The sequence below is a fragment of the Paenibacillus sp. FSL M7-0802 genome (genome assembly GCF_038004945.1).
GTDB lineage: Bacteria > Bacillota > Bacilli > Paenibacillales > Paenibacillaceae > Paenibacillus > Paenibacillus polymyxa_B.
In genome coordinates this window covers 5665529-5689727 of the sequence record NZ_JBBOSD010000001.1, presented here as the reverse complement: position 1 = coordinate 5689727, position 24199 = coordinate 5665529, and the positions used below count along the sequence as shown (strand labels likewise).

General features: G+C 45.1%; 23 protein-coding genes. 3 read left to right on the top strand and 20 right to left on the bottom strand.

What is annotated here, in order from left to right; genetic code table 11:
* Window positions 1-283: 283 nt before the first annotated feature.
* Window positions 284-847, top strand: a complete 564-nt coding sequence (locus MHB54_RS26055; RefSeq protein WP_034095184.1) for a recombinase family protein — start codon at window positions 284-286, stop codon at window positions 845-847.
* 212 nt (window positions 848-1059) lie between these two features.
* On the opposite strand, the gene MHB54_RS26050 is transcribed toward MHB54_RS26055, so the two are convergent.
* The 9 genes from MHB54_RS26050 to MHB54_RS26010 form a co-directional block, all read right to left on the bottom strand.
* The gene (locus tag MHB54_RS26050; protein ID WP_023988871.1) at window positions 1060-1431 is read right to left on the bottom strand and encodes a hypothetical protein; all 372 of its coding nucleotides are present in this window, start codon (window positions 1429-1431) and stop codon (window positions 1060-1062) included.
* 241 nt (window positions 1432-1672) lie between these two features.
* Window positions 1673-2794, bottom strand: a complete 1122-nt coding sequence (locus MHB54_RS26045) for a phosphodiester glycosidase family protein (protein ID WP_068942549.1) — start codon at window positions 2792-2794, stop codon at window positions 1673-1675.
* Window positions 2795-3015: 221 nt separating this feature from the next.
* Window positions 3016-4482: a potassium/proton antiporter gene (locus MHB54_RS26040; protein WP_023988873.1), complete on the bottom strand. Its 1467-nt coding sequence runs from the start codon at window positions 4480-4482 to the stop codon at window positions 3016-3018.
* Between the two features lie 198 nt (window positions 4483-4680).
* A complete protein-coding gene (gene fumC / locus MHB54_RS26035; RefSeq protein WP_023988874.1) occupies window positions 4681-6069 on the bottom strand; it encodes a class II fumarate hydratase in 1389 nt (462 codons plus the stop codon).
* A 165-nt stretch (window positions 6070-6234) separates the two neighbouring features.
* The gene (locus MHB54_RS26030; protein WP_023988875.1) at window positions 6235-7779 is read right to left on the bottom strand and encodes a 2-isopropylmalate synthase; all 1545 of its coding nucleotides are present in this window, start codon (window positions 7777-7779) and stop codon (window positions 6235-6237) included.
* A gap of 102 nt (window positions 7780-7881) precedes the next feature.
* Window positions 7882-8583 carry a FadR/GntR family transcriptional regulator gene (locus tag MHB54_RS26025; RefSeq protein ID WP_068942551.1) on the bottom strand — a complete coding sequence of 234 codons (702 nt, stop codon included), beginning with the start codon at window positions 8581-8583 and terminating at the stop codon, window positions 7882-7884.
* 154 nt (window positions 8584-8737) lie between these two features.
* The gene (locus tag MHB54_RS26020; RefSeq protein ID WP_013310435.1) at window positions 8738-9757 is read right to left on the bottom strand and encodes an aldose 1-epimerase; all 1020 of its coding nucleotides are present in this window, start codon (window positions 9755-9757) and stop codon (window positions 8738-8740) included.
* A 137-nt stretch (window positions 9758-9894) separates the two neighbouring features.
* Complete coding sequence (locus MHB54_RS26015; protein WP_023988877.1) at window positions 9895-10698, bottom strand: MBL fold metallo-hydrolase; 804 nt, start codon at window positions 10696-10698, stop codon at window positions 9895-9897.
* Window positions 10699-10824: 126 nt separating this feature from the next.
* Window positions 10825-11121 carry a hypothetical protein gene (locus MHB54_RS26010; RefSeq protein ID WP_061828288.1) on the bottom strand — a complete coding sequence of 99 codons (297 nt, stop codon included), beginning with the start codon at window positions 11119-11121 and terminating at the stop codon, window positions 10825-10827.
* A gap of 162 nt (window positions 11122-11283) precedes the next feature.
* On the opposite strand from MHB54_RS26010, the gene MHB54_RS26005 reads away from it, so the two are divergent.
* Window positions 11284-12516, top strand: coding sequence for an aminopeptidase (locus MHB54_RS26005; protein WP_025722749.1), 1233 nt, complete (start codon window positions 11284-11286; stop codon window positions 12514-12516).
* A gap of 76 nt (window positions 12517-12592) precedes the next feature.
* Here the strand turns inward: MHB54_RS26005 and MHB54_RS26000 are convergent, their stop codons facing one another.
* The 11 genes from MHB54_RS26000 to MHB54_RS25950 form a co-directional block, all read right to left on the bottom strand.
* Complete coding sequence (locus MHB54_RS26000) at window positions 12593-13084, bottom strand: hypothetical protein (protein WP_028541648.1); 492 nt, start codon at window positions 13082-13084, stop codon at window positions 12593-12595.
* A 154-nt stretch (window positions 13085-13238) separates the two neighbouring features.
* Window positions 13239-14357 carry a glycerol dehydrogenase gene (locus MHB54_RS25995; protein ID WP_264453719.1) on the bottom strand — a complete coding sequence of 373 codons (1119 nt, stop codon included), beginning with the start codon at window positions 14355-14357 and terminating at the stop codon, window positions 13239-13241.
* Window positions 14358-14393: 36 nt separating this feature from the next.
* Window positions 14394-15401, bottom strand: a complete 1008-nt coding sequence (bioB, locus tag MHB54_RS25990; RefSeq protein WP_028541650.1) for a biotin synthase BioB — start codon at window positions 15399-15401, stop codon at window positions 14394-14396.
* A gap of 203 nt (window positions 15402-15604) precedes the next feature.
* Window positions 15605-16906 (bottom strand): hemolysin family protein, encoded by a 1302-nt coding sequence (locus MHB54_RS25985; RefSeq protein WP_175405309.1) that lies wholly within the window; start codon window positions 16904-16906, stop codon window positions 15605-15607.
* A gap of 388 nt (window positions 16907-17294) precedes the next feature.
* Complete coding sequence (gerQ, locus tag MHB54_RS25980; RefSeq protein WP_023988884.1) at window positions 17295-17750, bottom strand: spore coat protein GerQ; 456 nt, start codon at window positions 17748-17750, stop codon at window positions 17295-17297.
* Window positions 17751-17806: 56 nt separating this feature from the next.
* The gene (locus tag MHB54_RS25975) at window positions 17807-18229 is read right to left on the bottom strand and encodes a cell wall hydrolase (RefSeq protein ID WP_023988885.1); all 423 of its coding nucleotides are present in this window, start codon (window positions 18227-18229) and stop codon (window positions 17807-17809) included.
* 120 nt (window positions 18230-18349) lie between these two features.
* The gene (locus tag MHB54_RS25970; protein ID WP_023988886.1) at window positions 18350-19099 is read right to left on the bottom strand and encodes an SDR family NAD(P)-dependent oxidoreductase; all 750 of its coding nucleotides are present in this window, start codon (window positions 19097-19099) and stop codon (window positions 18350-18352) included.
* Window positions 19100-19233: 134 nt separating this feature from the next.
* Complete coding sequence (locus MHB54_RS25965) at window positions 19234-19629, bottom strand: DUF2500 domain-containing protein (RefSeq protein ID WP_013371386.1); 396 nt, start codon at window positions 19627-19629, stop codon at window positions 19234-19236.
* 188 nt (window positions 19630-19817) lie between these two features.
* Window positions 19818-20000: a hypothetical protein gene (locus MHB54_RS25960; RefSeq protein WP_264453717.1), complete on the bottom strand. Its 183-nt coding sequence runs from the start codon at window positions 19998-20000 to the stop codon at window positions 19818-19820.
* Between the two features lie 153 nt (window positions 20001-20153).
* Window positions 20154-21404 carry a WD40/YVTN/BNR-like repeat-containing protein gene (locus MHB54_RS25955; protein WP_023988888.1) on the bottom strand — a complete coding sequence of 417 codons (1251 nt, stop codon included), beginning with the start codon at window positions 21402-21404 and terminating at the stop codon, window positions 20154-20156.
* A 164-nt stretch (window positions 21405-21568) separates the two neighbouring features.
* Window positions 21569-22960, bottom strand: coding sequence for an amino acid permease (locus MHB54_RS25950; RefSeq protein ID WP_264453716.1), 1392 nt, complete (start codon window positions 22958-22960; stop codon window positions 21569-21571).
* Window positions 22961-23192: 232 nt separating this feature from the next.
* Here MHB54_RS25950 and MHB54_RS25945 point away from each other — a divergent pair, with 232 nt between their 5' ends.
* A complete protein-coding gene (locus tag MHB54_RS25945) occupies window positions 23193-24122 on the top strand; it encodes an L-lactate dehydrogenase (protein ID WP_013310450.1) in 930 nt (309 codons plus the stop codon).
* Window positions 24123-24199 lie beyond the last annotated feature (77 nt).

The window sequence follows — 24199 nt, the reverse complement described above, 5'->3', positions numbered from 1 at the left end:
CTAATCAGAATATATGCACAAACTGGTACGATATCTAAACCATGTTACATAATAATTCTTTAACATATAATTTTACCAAAGTGAAGTGCAAACAGTCAAATTTCTACTACTGAATGTTAGGTACCTAAATGGGTATCCAAAAGAAAACAACCTATGTGTAAAATATCCAATTTAACCACCAAGTGTTATTCAATTATCTGGCCCTTTTCTTGAATAACTAACGTGTTTGAGAGGTCATTTAATCACCTTCAAGCACATACGACATCTCTTTTTTTACAACTACATTACCAAAAACCATGCCCGCGTTTCCACGATTGATCAGAACCTAGACAGACAACTTAGCATGCTAAAGGAATATGGCTGCGAAAAGATAATTGATGAAAAATTCACTGGTACAGTGAAAGACCGTCAAGGTCTGCAGAATTTAATGAATGTGATTAGGGCAAATGATATTGTTGTAGTAGAGAGTATTTCACGTCTGGGTCGTAAAACGCTCGATATTTTAAGTATCATTCAAGAATTTGAAGATATAGGAGTACAATTTGTCTCCTTAAAAGAGAATATGGACACACGAACATCAACAGGAAAGGCTATGTTTCAAATGATGTGTGTGATTGCTGAATTGGAACGGAATCTCATCGCTGAACGAGTAAAAGAAGGATTGGAAGCAAGTAAGAAGCGTGGGAAAAAGCTTGGAAGACCGAAAGTCGACAAGGATAAAATAGCCTTGGCCCTACGAATGTATGACAGTAAGGAATACTCTGTAAAAGAAATTATAGAAGGCACTGGTATTTCACAAGGTTCTTTATACAGAGCTATTCAGAAGCGGACCCTAGAAACAACATAAGGAGCATACACTTTGCTCCTGTTTTCTCATATCATCTCTCCACTTATCTGCTACTTTGCGGTCTATGACAGCAACCCTGTGACTAGGCCTAATAGATACTTAAGCAAGCATGAAGCAACAAAAGTACAAATTCCATCTAAAAAAGCGCGTACCGGGAAGTATCTTTACTTCAACGATACGCGCTTTTTAAATTTTCCTTACTATTGCTGCTCTTAACTTATTCCATCGCCTGCTGGGGCATCTGTACGCGATTCCCACGGCAGCTTGAAGGTTTTCATAATTTGTTTGGTATTAGCCGGGAGTCCAGTTACGGGATCACCCGTAGTACCCAGCAGTTCTTCTTTATTTAGCGTGGTAATCCGTCCATAATAAGTAGTGCTGCTGTCTCCCCATCCTGTAGTAAACTCGTAGATCAGCGGCTTATTTAGCTTCGGATAAGTTCCCCACTGATTTTTGGCTTTATTCACCATAAAACGCTCCAGCGGATCGTATTCCATTGTAAATGTTTTATCAAAGGGAGCACCCACATACCCTTGATAGGTGACAACTGGAAAACCGTTCTTCACTTCAACCAGATTCAGCACACCCCCACCTACTGTAAAATAGCGCGATGCTTCGCCTTGAGGGAACATATAGACACTGGATAGAAGCTCAGTGTTAGGATTATGTGCTTCTATATAAGGATGGACAGTGCTGCTGTCTAAACGGATTAGCGCTTCGCGTGCTGTCGCCAGATCTCCCTCGTATATTTCTTCTTTTAATTTACCATGAATCTCTGGCTGGTCATCAGTCTCCGTTCACTTAATGAACTTATTCATTCCTAATCTATCTCTTTTTGGCTGCGTCAATGTCTCCAGGATTCAGACCTTCCCATATGTTCGGGATACTAACGGTCTCTGGATGCTCAAATACGAGAAACGCAGTCGGCAAATACCGCTCTCCGTATTCAGAAGAAGGCTTGTTCACAATGGCATTATCCTTGACTAGCACCGTTGAAGAACCTCCATCCAGATTAGCACCGATAACCGCTCCGTGTTTAAGCAAAATATTTTGCATATCATACAAGTTGGCACCAATACTGTACCCAGGCTGACGACCGTCGATGGTCACGAATATAATGGCCCCGTCTGCTCTTTGCCCCATTGCGGTACGGGGAGCAATTCCCCACCCCTCGCTTGCATTGCGAATCAGACCTTTCCCATTCACGATTAGGCGTGGTTGAAAAGTAACCGCTTCTTGCACATTCATTTTGGACAACTCAGACAACGAATAGTGACCGGCTATCATTTTTCCCTGTTTATCAATACCTACGATTTGAACAGAGGCATTTTTGCCCATATCATTGTAGTATATCTCGCCCTGGGAAATGACAACGCCAATCGGTTTAAAACCATTCCCATTCCAGTTGGGATCGGCAAAGCCACCGCCATTTACGCCAGCAACAGCCCCTAAACGCTCGACCATACTAGATACCCTTTCTCCCCGGCCGACCTTGGAAGGAACCCCGAGCCGAATTTTAGTGGGGTCATGCACCGTCATAACATAGCCATGATAGTTACGGCCCGATACCTCTTCCACTTCAACCAGCGGCGTTTGTTGTACTTTGGTCGGTATCAGATCAGGTAGATTGATTGTATGTCTGTCCTTCTCTTCACCCATCGCTTCAAAACGGGCCGAATATTCAGCCACACGTTTTTTTGCCTCTGCTTCACCGATAAAGTACTTCGCCCAGTGACGATGTTGGGTTGTGATCAGCGTATCGGCAGCCAAATAGCGCATGTCCTTGCCAGATGACGTTAGGAACAACCACGCACCACCCCCTATTCCTGCTAACAGGAATACAATAAAAAGTCGCAGTATAAAGCGACCGAATTGTCCTTTTCGTTTCTTTTTTCTATTTTTCTGCCTGCGAGCTGCTGCACGCTGTGGCAAGACTTCCGGTTTCATTTATCATCTCTCCTGTTATTGGTGACTTCTATCTTATTCATCACTATTGCCCATCAAATGATCCGTAATGATAGGCAGCGACATCTAACGACAATATCATAAACTAATTTTGTAGAATGATAGTGTCAATTTTTTAACAGATTCATCCACTCTGAAAAAAACACAGGAAAAAGTCCTCCACATGAATGTGAAGGACTGTAATTAAGGGTACTCTACGCTTTTTACGGAGCAGCCTCTGGTTCGAGTAGCATGAACAGTTCTTTCATCTGCTGTCGCTTGAGTTTGGGACTAAGCACATACAATGTATCGCCCGGTTCAATTACAGTAGTGCCTCTAGGGGCAATAATTTGCTCGTTCCGAATTATGGCTGTGAATAAAATATCTTCAGGCAACTGTATATCCTGAATCGCTTTGCCCGCTATCGACATCCCCTTTTGTACCTGAATGTGGTTGATTTCCGAAGTGGTTTTCCCCAGAGAAACTAATTCCAGCAATGAAGGAGACGATGTTTCGTTAGGGTCCATCAAGCCAAGCTTCACCGCTAACCACGAAATAGTTGTACCTTGAATGATCGCAGAGGTGAGCACGACGAAAAATACAACATTAAAAAACAAGGGTCCTACATCCATCTCATCCAGTAAAGGATAGGTTGCTAGTACAATAGGTACCGCCCCCCGCAGTCCTGCCCAGGATAACAGTGTCTTCTCGCGCACAGAGTACCTGGAAAAAAGCAAGCTTAGGAACACGCCTATTGGACGAGCCACGAGCATGAGGATGAAGGAGAGCGCCAAGCTTTGCCACGCAATGCCCAGCAATTGATCAGGAAAGACCAATAGGCCGAGCAGGACAAACATCATAATCTGCACCATCCAGGCGAAACCATTGTTAAAATGAATAATGGATCGCTTGTAGGTCAAGTCGGAATTTCCCAAGACAATGGCCATGACATAAACCGCCAGCAATCCGCTTGCCTCCAGTAACGATGCCGCTGCATACGTCAAGACTGCAAATGCCAGCGCCATTACAGGATACAAACCGGATGAATCAAAATTCATTTTATTAATCGCATATACACCTATACGTCCAAGTACAAAACCAACGACTAAACCAAAACCCATTTCCCATAAAAACAACAAGATATGTATCCAAATGGATTGCTCAGGGTGATGTATCAGCTCAATCAATGTTACCGTGAGAAATACAGCCATCGGGTCATTACTGCCGGATTCCGCTTCGAGCGTCGAGGTAATTCGTTTTTTGATGTTTTTACCTCCTAGAACGGAAAACACGGCTGCCGCATCCGTCGATCCGACAATAGCGCCAAACAGCATGGATTCCATCCAGCTTACGCCTAAAATAAACTTGGCGCATACGCCAATGACTACGGTCGTAATGATGACCCCTAACGTTGATAATGATAACGCAGGTCGAATAACTGGCTTAACGTCTGCAAACTTTGTCTGCATCCCGCCTTCAAACAAGATTACAATGAGCGCGAGAATGCCCACCAGCTGTGTGATAAAGGCATTATCAAAATAAATAAACTGACTAAGCACCATACCTACGGCAATAAACAAAACAAGCGCAGGCATACCGAAACGGCTGGAAAATTTGGTAGTCAGCACACCGACCAGCAGCAAGCTGGACAGCAAAAGCACAATCAAATTTATAAGGGTTGTCTGTTCCATACGCTTCTCCTATCTTGAAAATGGATGTTCAATTTTTCGCCTTCTATCTATATACCCTCAAATCACACAGAATACTAATCTTAAGTAAAAAAATATATGAGAAAACAAAAAATCCAGCTCATGGTCTGTGCTAAATCGCACTCGATGAGCTGGTTTGTATATTTTTTATAAGGCTTAAGCAGAGACAATCGTCGTGCTTTAGGCTTTAGGATGAATCATATGCGCAGGTACAACATATTGATCGAACTGTTCTTCAGTCAACAGTCCGCTGCGGAGTGCCGCTTCTTTTAAAGACAGTCCTTCTGCATGTGCAAGTTTGGCGATTTTAGCGGCATTTTCATATCCGATATGTGGATTCAATGCCGTCACCAGCATCAGCGAATTATTCAAATTGTGCTCAATTTTAACGAGATCAGGCTCAATGCCGATCGCACAGTTGTCATTAAAAGCAATCATGGAATCGGCCAGCAGATGAACAGACTGCAAAAAATTGTAGATGATTACTGGCTTAAACACGTTCAGTTCAAAATTACCCTGACTCGCAGCAAAGCCGATAGCTGCATCATTACCCATTACTTGAGTAACGACCATCGTCAGTGCTTCGCTCTGGGTCGGATTCACCTTACCGGGCATGATAGAGCTACCTGGCTCGTTAGCAGGGATCGTAATTTCCCCCAAACCGCTACGCGGACCACTTGCCAGCCAGCGAACATCATTGGCGATTTTCATCAAATCGGCAGCGAGCGCTTTGACTGCTCCATGTACGGCCACCACTTCATCGTGGCTGGTCAATGCATGAAATTTATTGGGTGCGGAAGTGAACGTTTTGCCAGTGAAACTGGAAATTTCCGCAGAGGTTCGGGAGCCAAACTCTGGATGAGCATTAATTCCTGTCCCCACCGCTGTACCGCCAATCGCCAGCTCCTTCATGTATTGAACCGTGTCGATGATAATTCGCTTGCTCTTGTCCAGCATGGCATACCAGCCGCTTATTTCCTGGCCCAGCGTAAGCGGTGTCGCATCTTGTAAATGGGTTCGTCCAATTTTTATAATATCCTTGAATTGCTCTGACTTCTGTTGAAAAGTCTCTTTCAGCTTATCGATGGCAGGCAACAAACGATCCTCCACTGCAATGACACCCGCTACATGAAGCGCTGTAGGAAACGTATCGTTTGAGCTTTGCGACATGTTCACATCGTCATTGGGATGCAGCTTCGTATCTTTTCCCTGCTCTTGTAACCATTGGCTTCCCAGATGAGCAATCACTTCATTCACATTCATATTGGACTGCGTACCGCTCCCTGTCTGCCATACAACCAATGGGAAATGGTCATCAACTCGCCCTGCGAGAATTTCGTCTGCTGCATAAATAATGGCATCCTGCTTCTCCTGTGATAGCTTACCCAGCTTATAGTTACTGATCGCCGCGCTCTTTTTAAGCACCGCGAACGCCTGTATGACCTCTAATGGCATTTTCTCCGAACCAATCGGGAAATTTTCCTTACTGCGCTGTGTTTGCGCTCCCCACAGACGGTCTGCCGGTACTTTGATTTCGCCCAACGTATCCTTTTCGATGCGGTAGTTCAACTCATTTCCTCCTCTTGGCCTATGTAATTCAGACAAAATATGGTGATCTCTCTTGCCTATTATACATTAAATTTCAAATGTTATCATTTATTTTGCAAGCGCTTTTTTACGATAAGGCCAGAGGAGGCAAAAGGAGATTTCCGCTACTATCCTGGGTCACTAAGTTCAGCTAATGGTGATATTTCTTTTGCCATGGACTTCTTTTCTGCCCAGTAGCTTGTTCAGCGCATCGATGTAAGCTTTGGCGCTAGCTTCCAAAATATCAGTACTTGTGCCTCTTCCCAGTGCTGTGTACTCACCTTGCCTCAAAATGGCGTGTACTTCCCCCAATGCATCTTTGCCATATGTTACAGATTGGATCGAGTAATCCTCCAACTCCACCTCTTCACCACTGGCCTTGTCTATAGCATGGAAAATCGCATCTACAGAACCGTTACCCATTGCTACTTCATCAATTGCTGTCCCATCTTGTTTACTCAACCGAATGGATGCGACTGGAACCGACTGATTGCCATAGGACACCTGAATGGAATCCAGTGTGTAAATTTGAGGCGAGGCATTGCGGCTTTCATCCATCAGGACGAGCAAATCTTCATCCAACACCTGTTTTTTCTTATCCGTCAAGTCCTTGAATTTGCGGAACGCCTCTTGCAGCTGTTCCTCCGTCAAAGCTTCAAACCCCATGTCCGCCAGTTTTTCTTTAAATGCATGTCTACCCGAGTGCTTGCCCAATACAAGTTTACTTGTCTTCAGACCAATACGCTCAGGGGACACGATCTCATACGTTGTACGCTCTTTAAGCATTCCGTCCTGATGTATACCAGACTCGTGCGCAAACGCATTGGCTCCAACAATGGCCTTGTTTCCCGGTACCGACATCCCCGTACGTTTGCTCACCAGGCGACTGGTGGCATACAGCTCCTCCAAAACCAGACTCGTTTGTGCACCATAGAGCTCGGTTCTAGTGTCAAGGGCCAGTGCAACTTCCTCGATAGGTGTATTTCCGGCTCGCTCACCGATGCCATTGATGGTACCTTCAAATTGGTCTACACCATTACGGATAGCCGCCAGCGTGTTAGCTGTTGCCATACCAAGATCATCATGACAATGTGTGCTAAGTTGTATTTTTTCGATACCGGGCACTTGTTGTTTTACAATTCTAAACATTTCACCGAACTGGTCCGGCGAGGCATATCCCACCGTATCCGGTAAATTGACGACTGTCGCTCCAGCACGAATCGCCATATCCACGACCTCACAAATAAAGTCCAGCTCGGTACGACTGGCGTCCTCTGCTGAAAATTCTACCTTGCTGAAATACTTGCGTCCATAACGAATGGCAGCTGCAGCGGTCTCTAATACTTTCGCTTTATCCATTCGCAGCTTATGTTGGCGGTGAATGGGCGAGGTAGCCAGGAATAAATGAAGACAGGCATCCTCAGCTCCTTGTAGCGCCTCTCTGACTGCATCAATATCCTGTTCCTTCGAGCGTGCAAAACCAACCAGTGTTGCTTGGGTAACCTGTTTGGCAATCTCCTGCATGCTGATAATCTCACCAGGCGAGGTTGCTGGAAAGCCAGTCTCAATCCGATCTACGCCTAATTTTTGCAGCTGAAGAGCAATTTCCACCTTTTCTGTGCTGGTTAAGCTAACTCCTGGTGATTGTTCTCCATCTCTTAACGTTGTGTCCAACACCCATATTTTGCGCATACAGATACCACCTTTGGATTGATTTTAGGAGATGTTCGAGTAGAAGGCTGAAAATTCGTTTTATTATTCATCTGATCATCTGATGTTTAAAAGTAAAAAAATTTATGAACTTCCCATATGCTTTTGCAGCTCTAGCTTGGTGCCGTCCAAATGTTGAATGCTATACAGCTCGGCAGCCTTGCCATCCTGATCCCGGATTGCTTCATATATTTTTTCATGCTGCAAAGTAAAATGATTTTGCATCGCTGGATCGGTAATGAGATTGTTCAACGCCTTGCGAATGGCCTCTACAAAGCTGCCATATACGTCTGTAAGCACCTTATTGCGTGTAGCTCCGGCAACAACCAAGTGAAAAGTGATATCCGCATCTAAGTACCCAGACAAATCTCCAGCGACCAAAGTTGCAGCACGACGGTCCAGCGCCGCACGCATTAAGTGTAAATCCTCGTCATTACGACGTAATGCAGCCAATCTGGCAATCTCTAGTTCCAACACACTCCGCACTTCATAAACCTCAATAATTTCAGCACGGCTTAGACGGTAATCCAATGGCTCTTGAGAAGTTGTCGGTTGGCAGACAAAAGTTCCGTGTCCTTGCTTTTTCTCTAATAGACCGGCATGTACCAGAACGCTAACCGCTTCACGCACTGTAGACCGCCCGACTCCGAATAGCTTCATGAGCTCAGGCTCGGTTGGAATCTTTGTGCCCACATTCCATTCACCAGCAGCAATTTTTCGTTGCAGCTGTTCAGCTACTTCATCGGCGATTTGCTTGCGTTTGACGGCTTGAAAAGGAAAATTCATCTGATCATCTCCTGTTTCGTATCATACTATGACTGCTTGGCATTCTGCAACCTTTTTCGTCCTCCTTCCCCATTGTCCCTTACCTGTGCTTTACATACCCAAATAAAGCCTGCACCGTTGGACACGATACAGGCTTATAAGGATAAATTAAATGCTAGGATTTCGATTTATTAGGTGTTATACAATACAAACGGCTGGTTGCCTCAAAAATATGGCCTGGAGCCAGTGCAATCAATCCGATCTCCTCAGCTGGTAGGTCCGGACGATTCGGTGCATTGATCATGTTCATTTGCGGCTCAGGACAGATGAATTCCTTGTTCGCTTTGTTATTCCAGATCATCCAATGCTTATAAGCTGTGCCTACATCGTATACGAGGGTAGCACCTGTCTTACTGTGTGTCAGTTCCATGTAGTTGCGTCCATTTTGCGGAGCTGCCGTGTAATGATTATCCATAGAGGCAAAATAAGGACTAACTCCCGTCGTTTTCAGCAGTTCCTCTTCCGGAGATAAAGGCTGGAACTGACCTGTGGCCAACAACCGTTCCGTCAGCTCACGACGCTCACCGATTGTGACCTTAATCTTGTAATCCTCAGGCGAGCTATCGGGTACGAACGGAACGCGAATCGCTGTGTGAAAGGCAAATAAGTTGGGGATCGGTTGATCGCCCTCGTTATGGATCACATAACGCTGATGCAGGCCAAATTCGTCCAGGCTGTACGTTAACTTCATGGTAAAGGTGAAGGGTAAATAACGGAACATGGGATGTCCTTCCCTTACATGCTGATTCATTACCACATAGCTACCTTGCTCCCCGGAACCGTAGTCCTCAACCTCCCACCGAACAGTGTGTAAAAAGCCGTGCAGATGGTTGTGGGTCGCCTCTTCATTTATCGGCAGCTCATATGTAACACCATTCCACAGGAATTTTCCATCCTCATACCGATTCGGAGGGAACAGGAAAGGAATTCCGTAAACGGACGGGCTTTGCTTAAAAGCCTCTATGCTCTCAGCATCTGGCTCACGCAGAAAAGAATATCCCGTTTCATTGTCACGAAAAGAAATCAGATTTGCGCCGTTTCCCGGCAGGGCAACCGCTTCATATCGTCCAAATTTAAGACGAATCGCCGGTATTCCATAATAAAGATCACCAATTGCAGCATGTTGTTGTGTCATCAAAAAATCCTCCTTGATGAAATGACGATGTTTAATGAAAGCGTTTAGCTTTTGGCTTGACTATACCATGCTGAGCAAAAAAATTCCACGTCCACACAAAAAACGATGCCCCGCAAGGCATCGTCCTTCACACATCACTACACATAACGTCCCTGTTTGGGTACAGCCATGTGCTCAAAATCTCCCGCCAGTTGCTCCAGCTGATCTGTCAGCTCAGCACCACGCATGTAATGACCATGTCCTGTGACTGCAATCTCAGGCTTTAACTTGGCCAGCATTTCCACCGAACGCTGCGCAGCTTGCCAATCTGTTGTAAAATACGCAGGAGGTCCATGTATTTCTTTTTCCTGTAAAATAACGGCCAGTGCCGATTCCTGTTTCACCGTAATAAAAGCGTCACCGGCCACCATTAACCTTCTTCGCTCATGAAAAAGCGATACATGACCAGGTGTATGTCCTGGCGTATGCAGCCACTTCCAACCAGGGGCACCGGGGACACTGCCATCTTGGGGCAGGGATGTGATGCGATCATCGAGATCTATAGCATCATTGGGGTATAAGAAGGAAATGCCCGACATTAAACCTCCCCCTACACTAGGGTCAGGTTTTTGATAATCCTTCATTCCCGTCAAATAAGGTAATTCCAAAGGATGTGCATAAACAGGTGTACCCCAATGCTGTACCAACTCAATAACCGAACCTACATGATCAAAATGACCATGTGTAAGCACAATAGCGATTGGAGGGCCAGCGAACCGTTCCTCTGCCAGGCGTATAATCGAGTCTGTAAATCCTGTCATCCCCGTATCCACCAGCACCCAGGAGCGGCTTCCCGGCTCTCCAATAAAACACATATTTACAAACAGCGTCCGTAAGCTCAGGAGATCGGGAGCAGCCTCTTCATTTGCCGTCATTCCTTCGGTGAACAGATGATTTGCCAAAGCTTCACCCTCCTATTCACATGGAATTTCCTGTTAATATCGACCTTTAGGCTTCCCCCATGTCAGCAGATTATGCGGACACTGCTAAATATAATCCGCTTGTCACGAAAATAGACCATGTTTACATTACTCGGGTAATTTGCTCCATGCCGTATCTAGCAAATAATCGAACAAATCATCGTTCTCTTCAATCCAGCTATCCATTTGCAGCATCTCTTCCTCCACCCGTGGCTCTCCTGCAAAATGGAGACTGTAATCCCATTCCTTTCCCCTTTTACTGTGGAATGTGATTTCATATACAGAGCTCTGTCCCTCTACTTTAAATACCACTTGGCCCAGATAAGCACCATTCTCATCTTTTGTCATTTGTGCCTGTTGAATATGTACTTCTTTCACTTCCTGAGGTGAATTTTGCTCTGTCATTCATCTATCCGCCCTTTCATTTTCACTAAATAGTACCAAAACTGATTTGTGAACCTTTTCGTTACATTGTACAATATATAAGCTATGTGTGGAATTTGCAAAAAAACTGTGCAAGTTACCCAAGCCTTGTTTAAGGCTTTTCGTGAAATGGAGGAAAGTTACATGTCAGATTTTCAACAAAAATTGCAAAAATATGCCGAGTTAGCCGTTCGGGTCGGCGCCAATGTACATCCTGGGCAGACACTCATCGTTCATGCGCCAATCTTGTCCGCCGAACTCGTGAGACTTATCGTCAAATCAGCGTATACTGCCGGAGCCAAGCTGGTTACAGTAAAATGGAGTGATGAGACCATTACTCGATTACAGTATGAACTAGCTCCTGATGAAACTTTTAATATTGCTCCCAAATGGTACGCAGCCGAAATGACTGAAGAGGTCGAAAATGGCGCAGCTGTACTGCATGTCATTGCAGAAAATCCGGATTTGCTTAAAGGGATTCCGTCCAGCCGAATTACTGCTGCCCAGCGCGTGCGTTCACATGAATTACGTCAATACCGCGAATATCAAATGGCCGACAAATTCAGTTGGTCTCTGATTGCTTATCCTTCAGCAGAGTGGGCTGCCAAAGTATTCCCTGATCTGCCAGCTTCAGAGCAAATGGATAAACTGTGGGATGCCATTTTCAGCACCGTGCGTGTGGATCTGGATAACCCCGTGGAGGCGTGGAAAGAGCATTTGAAAACCCTTTCCAGCAAATCTGATATTTTAAATGCCAAACGCTATAAAAAGCTGCATTATCTGGCTCCAGGCACAGACCTCACCATCGAATTGGCAAAAGATCATCTGTGGGTAGCAGCCGAAAGCGTCAACCAACAGGGACATACTTTTGTAGCCAATATGCCTACCGAGGAAGTGTTTACAGCTCCGCTCAAAACGGGAGTGAACGGTAAGGTCAGCAGCACCAAGCCACTTAGCTACAGCGGAAATATCATCGACAACTTTTCACTGACTTTTGAAAATGGACGTATTGTCGATGTACAGGCAGAGACCGGTTTGGAAACTCTTCAGCATCTCGTAGAAATGGATGAAGGTTCACACTATCTGGGCGAGGTTGCTCTCGTACCTCATAAGTCACCTATCTCTGATAAAAATATTTTATTTTATAATACGTTGTTTGACGAAAATGCCTCTAACCATTTGGCCATCGGTAATGCCTATGCATTTAACCTTAAAGGCGGCAAGGATATGACTCAAGAGCAGTTGGCTGCCAACGGCCTGAATTCCAGCCTGACACACGTCGACTTTATGATCGGTTCAGGTGAAATGGACATCAACGGCGTTACCGAGGACGGTACTGAGGAACCTATCTTCCGTAAAGGAAATTGGGCGATCTAACACGGCAAAAAAGGCTCTCACCGCTTCATGCGTGAGAGCCTTCTTGCTTCATCCTATAGGCTATGTTAGATCTATTTTACAACGTGTTAATCCAAGAATTCGCTGCAATTCCAAAAACAATTTGTACCACGCTGATGATAAAAAAGACAATAAGACAATTTACAACTCTTCGATTGGTGGTTTGATGCATGGATAAAGATGATTTCACATAAAACATACTGCCTAATATCCCCAAACACAGACCAAAGATGCCAGCAAATAGCCATCCTATAACCAAACTGACCACGACAAAAGCCCAACTCCAGCCGGGAACTTTACTCACAGGAACATAAGGTTGATTGGACCCAAGATACACACCGTCCACGGCTAAATCTGCTTTGTTGCCAATGACAACAACATTTACAGCTTTTTCTTTCAATCTAATTGGAAAATCAATCAAGTTCAAAAATGCGTTCTGGCTTTTAACCTTCTGCTCGCTTCCATTTACAATAATTTTTCCGCCAGTTAAGCTACGCTTGTACTCAATACTATATTGAGTACCTTGATCTTCTACATTCCATTTTGCCATCGCTAAACCCCTCTCAAATTTTAGGGGAGCCATAAATATACTCCCGGCATTTCCTGATTATGTACCATAAAAATCATAACATAAGCTGCAAGTTAAATAATGGGAAAAAGGCCGCTGATCAGCGACCTTTGATTCTACTTTATTTCGTATGGGTTTAGTTTCTATATCCAATTTTAGCCTTGTAGGCAAGTGAATACTGGTCAGCCGCTAAAATCGCATCAAGCACATCATCCGCTGTGACAGCAAATGGTAGATTGTGAGCAGTTTCGCCTTCTTTGGTAGCAGCCTGAGCTACCCGGTACAAATCCTCTCGGGAAGCTTCCTGGAGCTTAATGTCTTCCAGCGTGACAGGCAGATCGAGTTTTAGATAAAAGTCAATATACCGCTCCACCTCGGACAAAGGTCTTTTTTCCAAGGCAAGCTGGACTAAGGTGCCAAAAGCTACCTTCTGACCATGTGTCAGGTGATGAATGTCTCCTTCCAGAACGGTAAAACCATTGTGAATCGCATGTGCGCCTGCCAAACCGCCGCTTTCAAAGCCCAAACCGCTTAGCAACGTATTGGCTTCCACTACCGCTTCAAGCGCAGGTGTGACGACTTTGCGTTTCACGGATTCGTAAGCCTGCAGTCCGTAATCGAAAAGAACTTCCTCACACTTGGACGCAATGGCTTCTGCCGCCAAGGTTGGCAAACCACCAGCCATTGTCGTTGCGCGAGCTTCAATGACCGCACGGGCTTCAATCCACGTCGCCATGGCATCTGCAATACCTGAGGAGAGAAACAAGGGCGGCGCTTGAGAAATGACTTTCGTGTCCACCAGGATCAGGCTCGGATTTTTACTGAAAAAGGTATACGTATCAAATGCACCCTCATCAGTGTACAAAACAGATAGTGCACTAGTAGGGGCATCTGTAGAAGCGGTTGTTGGAATAATCACAACCGAGGAACCGAGTAGTTCATTAACGGCTTTGGCAGTATCCAGCGTTTTACCACCACCTACACCAATGACAATGTCGACCTGGGCGCTTCGTCCCTGATCCGCAATACGGTTGACTTCATTTTTGGATGCTTCCCCTTGAAACTCAATTTTAACCGCCGCAATATCAGCCTGTTCCAGGCTTTTTACTACGCGGTCGGCTGCAATCTCCCAAACCAGCTTGTCTGCAATAACCAAGGCAGTATGACCTAATGGCTTAACATACTCACCTGTTTTATCAATCACATTTTTCCCTTGCACATATTTACCTGGACTAATAAATACTTTTTCGCTCATCGTTTAACTCTCCCTTCCAAGTTTGTACAATTTCTATTATACGGCTGAAAGGGCACACATCTCAATTTCGAAACCAAGATCTTCAATCATTTGATGATCAAATGTGACCTCTTGGCCTTCTGTCGTTAAATAATCTCCTACAAAAATTGAATTCGCTGCATACAGGCATAGCGGTTGTAACGAGCGTAAATTCAACTCTCGTCCACCTGCAACGCGTATTTCTTTGGATGGACAGATGAAGCGGAACAGTGCCAGCACCTTCAAAGCTTGGATAGGTGATATTCGCTTTGCTCCCTCCAACGGGGTTCCAGGGACTGGATTCAAGAAGTTAACCGGAATAGAGTCAGCATCTAACTCCCGTAAGGCATAAGCCATTTGAACGATTTCCTCATTCGTTTCCCCCATCCCGATAATAACGCCAGAGCATGGAGACATTCCGTGAGATTGAGCCATTTTCACAGTTTCGACGCGTTGATCGTATGTATGTGTGGTTGTAATCGAGGGATAGTTGGCCTTACTTGTATTTAAATTATGATTGTATCGATGTACCCCAGCCTCTGCCAACCGCCGTGCCTGATCTCCCTTGAGAATCCCTAAGCAGGCGCAAATTTTGAGCGGCATCGTGCGATTAATTTCTTGTACTGCCTCAATCACCTGATCCAGTTCTCGATCTGTTGGACCTTTGCCGGAAGCTACGATGCAATAGGTCCCTGCTCTCCGCGCTACTGCTTCCCTAGCTCCAGCCAACAGTGATTCCTTGTCCAACATACTGTACTTGCTCACAGGCGCCGTGGATACGATAGATTGTGAGCAATAACCGCAATCCTCCGGGCATAGGCCACTTTTGGCATTAATGATCATGTTGAGCTTTACTTTTTTTTCATAAAAATGATGCCGCACCCGAAATGAAGCTTGCATAATCGGTAATAATTCTTCATCGTCGGCTTCCAGTACCGCTATGCCTTCTTCCAGCGATACACAACTGCCGTGTATTGCTTTTTCAGCCAACGAGTCCCATTCTATAACCTTGTTTAGTAAATTCATACTTCTTGCCTCCCAAAATTTAATGATCATGTAAATGGATAAGATTTTCAGCGTAGAGAAGTTCTTTTTTTATTGTCAACCTAAATAATTATAATTAGGTTGACAATCACACGAACATCATATCAATTCATGTCCATTCTGTAAAGAAGACAAAATAAAAAGCGACCCCACATCGTTCAAGGTCGCTCTCTAGATTTATTCCGTTATGAGACTCCTGCTTCTTCCACGATGATAGGCTGTTTTATCAGCCGAATACGTGAAATCCGCTTGTTTTCAACTTCTTCTACCGTGAACATACATCCCTCAAACACTACAGACTGGCCAGGCAGTGGGGGAATAACCTCGACATGTGAGTATAGCCAGCCCCCTACCGTATCATAATCCTCATGATCAAGATCCAGTCCAAAGCGATCGTTCACTTCATCAATTAATAACATGCCGTCAATGGAAAATTCCTCGTCATTAATCTGCTCACAACTCGGACGTTCCTGATCGAACTCATCCTGAATTTCACCAACGATTTCTTCCATAATATCTTCCAGTGTTACCATACCCGATGTACCGCCATATTCATCAATCAAAATTGCGATTTGCGTCTTGCTACGCTGCATACGTTTGAGCAGATCACTAATTTGCGTAGATTCAGGGACAGCAAGAATCGGTCGAATCATCGTACGGGTATCCAGTGTGTTCGCCCGTAGAAGGTCCTTAATATGGATAAAGCCGATAATATGGTCCTTATCTTCGGCGCAGATTGGATAACGGGTTCTCATGCTTTCCGTCGCAATCGCGAGATTTTCTTCTGTGGACTCATTACTGTATAAGCAGATCATCTCAGTTCGCGGAATCATGATTTCCCTGGCGGTCGTGTCGGTAAAATCAAATATATTATCAACAAGCGCCAATTCCGTATTATCAATTAGTCCGCTCTTATTGCTTTCTTTCATCAGAATGCGTATTTCATCTCCGGTATGCGCGGAATCGTCATTCTCGGATACCGGCTCCAGACGGAATAAACGCAGCAGGCTGTTCGCCATTCCATTCAACGCCCATATGAATGGATACATCAACTTGTAAAACCAAGTCATCAGCATGGCTGAATACAGCGTAATGGTCTCAGATTTACGAATAGCTATCGTTTTGGGCGCCAATTCACCCAAGACAATATGCAGAATCGTAATGACAATAAATGCAATAACCACGGCAGTACCGTGCACATATACCGCTCCTAATCCGGCGGCTGTAAATACAGGTTCGATCAAATGTGCGATGGCCGGCTCTCCGATCCATCCTAGTCCCAACGATGCTAGTGTAATACCCAACTGGCAGGCAGACAAATAAGCGTCCAAGTTGTGTAACATATTGGCGGCGTACACGGCCTTTTTATTGCCCGCTTCCACCAATGTTTCAATACGGCTGCCTCTGACCTTCACCATGGCAAATTCCGCAGATACAAAAAAACCATTCAATAGTACTAATGCAAAAACAATAAATAAGTTAAACATACTCGGTAAAGGGTCACTCAATATGCTCCCCATCAGCCGTCATTACGGCAGACAGGCGCACCTCCTTCGGATAGTTTCATCATAGACAGAACGATAACACATCATAAGCAGCGTCAACTTCCCAACACATTCACTCCTTCCGGCTTCCAAAGCCATATTCCGCATAAATGATTAGATCATTCATCAGCTTATATTTAATTATATAACTATACTCTATACAGTCAAACCACAAGCAATGTCAGAAAAAACAGCTCCTCTATCATTTAGGTTGTAAAGCTCTCGTTTTCGCCGCTTACCATCAAGAAAGCTACTATATTTGAGAAAGATTATAAACAAAATACATCCCCTGCCGTCTGGCAGAGGATGTAGACTCATATATATGAAGGCATCAGCGAACCGGGGATGCACCCGGGTTCCCGATGACGCCGGGATATTGGTACAACAACGGCTCATCAAATGTTGCATAGTCCAGGTTTAGCATTAGTAGAATGGTCCGTTTGCCCGTCGCCGGATCACTAATAATAATGTGGTCCCGACCTGCTGCTTCCAGAATGCCTTTGAATATTTTCGCATTCCATTCCCGGTTATTTTCATAGGTCATATAAAAGGTTCCCGTTTTTCCTAAGTTCAAGCGTAAAATATTTTCGATGTATGATTGCTCGTATTGCGGAGTCTGAACCTGCACTACGGTACCCGTTGGTGTCATAGGGCTGCCACTACTTACTTGAGGTGGAAAGCCAGTCATAGGCTGCATGGTTCCGATTGGAGTCATCCCTCTTGGCCATTCGGGATACCCATTGCCAGAAGCATAAGATACGGGACGGTAAGCTTGCTGTGAAATCATGTAAATTCCTCCTAAAATAGTTTAAATTTAATTCTTAAAGCCATTCTGTAAATTGTCTAATATACATTAGGACAATCCTGTACAGTCGGGCTAAAAAAGCAGTGGGCTTTAAAACGTCCGGTATTGACCTGGCTATACCAGGTATCTGGGCAGTCTCCGGCAGGTCTGAAAAACCATAATGAATTGGATGCCGGACGTATTTTCTCTCCATTGATTACACGCTGGGCAAGTCGAATGTCCCGATCACGGGCTTTCTGATAAAAATACCCCTTCTGAGTAGCCTCAAACCCGCCGGGGCTTTGAAACACCATGTCATTCATCATACGTATGCCCTGGAAATCCAGGCAATTGGATAAAATCCGGTTCACCCCAACATTACCGACCATGAGCATTCCTTGCTCTCCTTCGCCTTCGGCCTCAGCCCGCATCAGTCGGGCGAGGGTCCTTACATCCTCTGAGTTGGTCTTGATTACAGCCACCGCGTCCCCTCCTCGCTTCTCCATCACATACCCTATCGTATGGTACAAATGCCCAATGGGTGACAGTCCAGAAAAACAAAAAAATAGCCCCAAGACTGGGACTACTCATTTAGGCTTTTATTATGGCTCATAAATCATTTTGCGCGTCATGCCACCATCTACTACCAGATTCGTGCCTGTTACAAAATCATTGCCAGGTTGTGTCAAATACAGACAGGCCCGTGCGATGTCTTTAGGGGTTCCTACTCGCCCAGACGGATGCTGTTGATGGTCTTCTGCACGCAGTTGCTCATAATCCCCGGTTTCAATCCACCCTGGACTGATGCAATTGACCTGAATCCCGTCCTTTCCTAGCGACATAGCCATCGCGTGTGTAAGGGCCGCAATGGCTCCTTTGGATGCCGCGTAGGCTTCTGTATCCGGCTCTGACATGAAAGCTCGTGTAGAGGTCATATTGACCACAGAGCCACCTTCTACGTTTCGTTTCATTACCTTAGCCGCTTCCCTAGTGGCAATAAAACAGCTGCGTACGTTTGTATTCAAAATGTCATCCCATTCTGCTATCGTTAACTCATATGGAGATTTCCATTTGGACACGCCAGCGTTGTTAATTAGCGTATGAATCGTACCGTATTCTTCTTCCGTGGCACGGATTAGCGCCACTATATCTTCTTCCTTCCGCACATCACAAGGAATAAAAATGGCCTGATAGCCTTCGTTCCGGGCCGCTGCAGCGGCTGCGGCACCCTCTTCCTCATTGTGGTCCGCAAATACAACATGGGCACCCTGAGCAGCGTAGGCAAAAGCGACCTCTTTCCCGATGCCATGCGCCGCTCCTGTTACAATGACAACTTGTCCCTCAAATGACACAAATCATTCCTCCTCTGAACTACTCTGTTCTAGTATATATGTACCAAAATGTGCTGTACAAGAAACATCTACAGCCCCCTATCCTGATTTCTCGCAGAAGGCTGTAAATGAATCCAAGAACATTAGACTGAATTCTACATTTTAACCTGTTCCAAGCTATAGCGATTAAGACGCTGAAACCCGATATACCTTGTACCCTGAAAAGTAAGCCGTCCCTCATCACCTTCAGCGCATTGACCATATTCTTCCCCAGATACCTTGAACTCCATCCGGTCGCCACTCTCCACCTCGAAGGTTACGTAATAGAAAGTATAGGTACGAGTCCCTTGTTCCTCCTGCCGCCTCTGTTGGAGATGTGTCCTTCTGGCTGTAATTCGGGAACCGACCGTCAATACAGGCTGTCTTTTATTCCGACTCCATTCCATGACTTCCCTGCCTGCAGACAACACGACAATTCCCAACACGACAACGAAAAATACGGGCAGTACCGTGCCCAGCCAATCGAACATCCATAATGACTCAAATCCCATGCACCGCACTCCTCTCCGCCAGGCATTCCACAGGGAAACTACCGGGCATCCTGACCTGACCTAAGCTTTCTATAACAGTATATGTATGTTCCTGCCCAAATTTGATAGCAACTCTCAAGAACGCCAAGAGCCCCCACGGAATAATCCGGGAGGCTCAAGATATGGCGATATCAGAATGATGCATCGATTTACACATGTACAAGCTGGAGATAACGTTGTGTTTCATTCAGAACTTCATGATCTTCGTCTTCAGCGTAACGCTCTGCACACTGCTTGCAGTCCTCTTCAGTCGTGCAACCATAGGCATCCTGGCAAGTATAACAAAATTGAAGGTAGTATTGGGTTAACATATGATCCTGATTCGCTGTCATGATTATCACTCCTATCGTTGTTTACAGGTTTAGTATAACAGCGGCTTATTCGTTGGTTTGTGATTTTTTTCACATATAGTCGTATAAAATTTAAATTTTTTAAAAATAAAACGCCCTGGGAAAAACACCCCAGGGCAATCAGCTTTATAGCGATTATAAAATTCTCCAGTTCGCACCGCCGTCCGTCGTCTTCAGCAGCAGTGACTTCTTATCATCAAGGCGTTCCAAAAGGAGCCAACCCACCGAAGAAGAAGCGAAACGGAGCTTGACCGATCGTGGGTAGTCTTTTAGCTTCAAAGGTAGCACTTTGTTGCCTGTGAGACTTGTCCACGTCTTCCCCCCATCCAATGTACGGCTCATTCCGGTTTCAGTTATGATCCACCCTTCCTTTTCGTTTAGAAACGTACGTCCAGGGATAATAGAATTAATGTTGCTACTCAGACCCAAAGGCACACCGCTCCATTGGGCCCCTGTATCATTTGTAAACAGTCCATTATATTTTGTGCCGTTAGCCCCATAGCAAAGAACCGGAATCCAATACGAGGAACTGCTCCCTTTCAGAGACTGCTGAGCTTCTGCTTTGGCCTGAGGGCAGCCCTGTATTCTGTTAGCTACCGGAGTCCAGGTTTTCCCTTGATTCGAAGTCTTGTATAACTTAACACTGCTATCCAGATTGATCGCTACAAATCCCTGATTGTTGGAAGAAAAGCTCATTCCTGCCAGACTGCCCCGATCGGGTAAACCTGAGCCTGTTTTGTTGGATGTCGTACCAGAACTTTGCGCAACTTTATTCCACGTGGCTCCCCCGTCAGTGGTGTGATACAACAGTTTTTGTTGATCCTGCTCATTCAGTTTTACATATGCCATGATCCAGCCAGTAGTTGGATTTACATATTGAATCGAGCTCACATGATCCCCGCTTGGAAGCGCTGAAACATCCCAGCTCTGTCCTCCATCTGCTGTTCTCAGAATGACGGTTGCTGTTTTGTCCAAATTTTGACGGACAACCCAACCGTGACGAGAATCAGTGAAACTGATGTCCTTTCCATATTCAAGTTTGTCTTGAAATTGGACATTTTCGGAGGGGGAAATATTATTCCATGTCTTTCCGCCATCATGAGTATCATAAAGCCGGAGCTCATTATGGGTAACTCCCCAAACTAACCCTTTATTGTTATCAATTAAATGAAAATCCGCTATTCGCGTCTGAACTACATATTTGGCGTTGGGATCGCCCACCTTTGGAGTCACTGGTGGATTAATAGTAATCGTCTGACCCTGGTCATCAGGTTCCTCAATCGGAGGTTTAGTTAACGTTTCTGGGGCTTCAGCAGAACAGGCAGTCAGTAGAATGCCCGTCAGTAGCAGTACTCCCCCTAAGAGCGCACGCCAGCGCAGTTTCATATAAAAATCCTCCCTCGATGGCATGCTGTAATCACGTGCCAAAAGCTTATCTGAAACAGAATTATACCATAAACGCCTCTATGTGACACTTTTCGCGTAATGTCAAAAAAAACCGGACCCTTCACAAAAGTGCAGGATGCCGGCTTTTTTTATACTAGAATTTATTAAGATTTACGGTTCAACAAACTTTTGTGGTATCCATAGAAGAAATAGATCAGCAATCCAAGCAGGAGCCACACAATAAATCCAATCCAGGTGCTAATATGAAGCTGAAGCATCAGACCGATGCAAACCAAAGCACTTAAAAGCGGGAGCAACGGCACCCACGGCACGGTAAAGCCTCTTTTCAAATCAGGGCGTTTCTTGCGCAGCACGATAACCCCTACCGATACCACAGCAAAAGCGAACAGGGTTCCAATACTCGTCAAATTGGTCAGTGCATGTAATGGAAACAATCCACTAGCCAATGCGATAATGCTGCCCACCAGCCAAGTGCTTCGTATCGGTGTTTGAGTTTTGGCATTAATTTTGGATAAAAAAACGGGTAAAAGGCCATCACGTGACATAGAGAAAATTAACCGCGTTTGACCAAACAACAGCACCAGTAAAACGGTGGTCATCCCCGCAATCGCACCGACTGAAATCAATCCGGCTACAAAATCCTGATGAATAAAGCGGAGAGCAAACGCAACAGGATCACTTACCCCCAACTGCGTATAAGGTACCATTCCTGTTAGTACAACTGAAACCGCAATATACAGTACCGTGCAGATCGCTAGAGAAGAAATAATGCCGATGGGCATATTCCGCTGCGGATTGCGAACCTCTTCGGCTGCAGTTGAGATGGCATCAAAACCCAGATAAGCAAAAAATACGATTGCCGCAGCACTCAAAACACCAGAAAAACCATAAGGCAAAAATGGTGTCCAGTTGTCAGGCTTAACATAAAAGATACCGATCCCAATAAATAGCAATACAACTCCGACTTTAACACAAACCATTATTAAATTGAATCGGACCGTCTCCTTGGCTCCGAGACTCAGTAACAGTGTAATGAGCATAATGATGCACACGGCTGGTAGATCAATAATGGTTTCCTTAGTTGAATCGAAGGCTGCGGTTAAAGCCAGCGGTAAATGTACATCAAATCCAGCCAGCAAGCCTTGAAAGTAAGCAGACCATCCACTACTCACAGAGGCGGCCGCCACTCCGTATTCCAGAATCAGGTCCCACCCCAGTACCCAGGCCAAAATTTCTCCAAATACAATATAACTATACGCATAAGCGCTCCCAGCTGCGGGAACTGTAGATGAAAGCTCCGCATAACACAAGGCTGCTAGTACGCAGGCAATACCTGCAATAACAAAGGAGAGCATCAATCCAGGACCTGCATTTTCTGCTGCTGCCTTGCCAGTAATAACAAAAATCCCAGTACCGATAATACATCCTACACCTAGCATGGTGAGATCAAAGGCACCCATTGTTCTCTTTAAGTGACCTGTAGATCCGCTTTCCTCATGCGGGAGCAGTCCTGTTTTTTTTCGAAATAAGTCCATATGCCGAATCCTCTTTCCATAATTTCATGCGTCAATATCGGTGCTGCAACGCTTTAGTGCGTGTTCTTATCATTCGATTAATTATTAGCGAGCTCGTCTTTGAAGTCAAGGAAAAATGTCATATTTCTTTGCGGTGGGTAAATATATACGGTACACTAAGTTGGAAAGATAAATTTTTAAGAAATACCCCAAAATGAAAAGGTATTCAACCCGAGAAGGAGATGAGGATTTTATGAGCTTAAAACCTTACAAACGAAGTAGAGTGGCCATTGTCGGCATGGGAGCGGTTGGTACAACAACCGGCTATACCCTACTGCTGCGCCAACGCATGTCAGAACTTGTCTTTATTGATGTCAACGTCAAAAAGGCGAAGGGGGAAATGCTCGATATGAATCATGGGCTTCCCTTTCTCGGTGGTGTCAAAGTGTGGGCAGGTGATTATGAAGACTGCCGTGATGCAGATATCATTATTGTTACAGCAGGTGCTTCACAAAAGCCGGGAGAAACGCGCATTGATTTGCTGAAGCGTAATGCCGAAATTTTTGAAAGTATTATTGATAATATCGTTAAGGTCAATACACACGGCATTTTGCTGATCGCTACCAATCCAGTGGACATTCTCTCCTACATCTCTTGGAAACGCAGTGGTTGGCCTTCAAGCAGAGTCATTGGGTCAGGTACGTTGCTGGACAGCGCACGCTTCCGTTATTTGATCGGGAAGCAAAAGGGCATCGATCCACGAAGCATCCACGCCCATATTATTGGAGAACACGGTGACTCCGAGTTACCTGTATGGAGCACAGCCAACGTAGCTGGAACTCCACTGGAACTGGGTGAAGAAACGAAAAATGAAATTTTTGAAAATACCAAGAATGCTGCCTATGAAATTATAGATGCTAAAGGCGCAACTTCTTATGCTATCGGGCTGGCTCTCGACCGAATCGTAGCCGCCATTCTCGGGGACGAGGGGTCGGTACTTAATGTGTCCACCTTGCTGGAAGATTATAACGGAGTATCTGACGTATATTTAGGTGTTCCAAGTATCGTAGATCACAATGGGGTACGTGAAATTTTGGATCTTCCGCTCAATGACGAGGAACGTGCAAGATTGCTTCAATCTGCGGACAAGCTGAAGGATCAAATTAGCAAAGTTCATATGTAGATCGCGAACATAAATACTAAACAAAACTGGCCTCCACAGCGGTAATATCCGTTGAGAGGCCAGTTTTTTAGTCATTA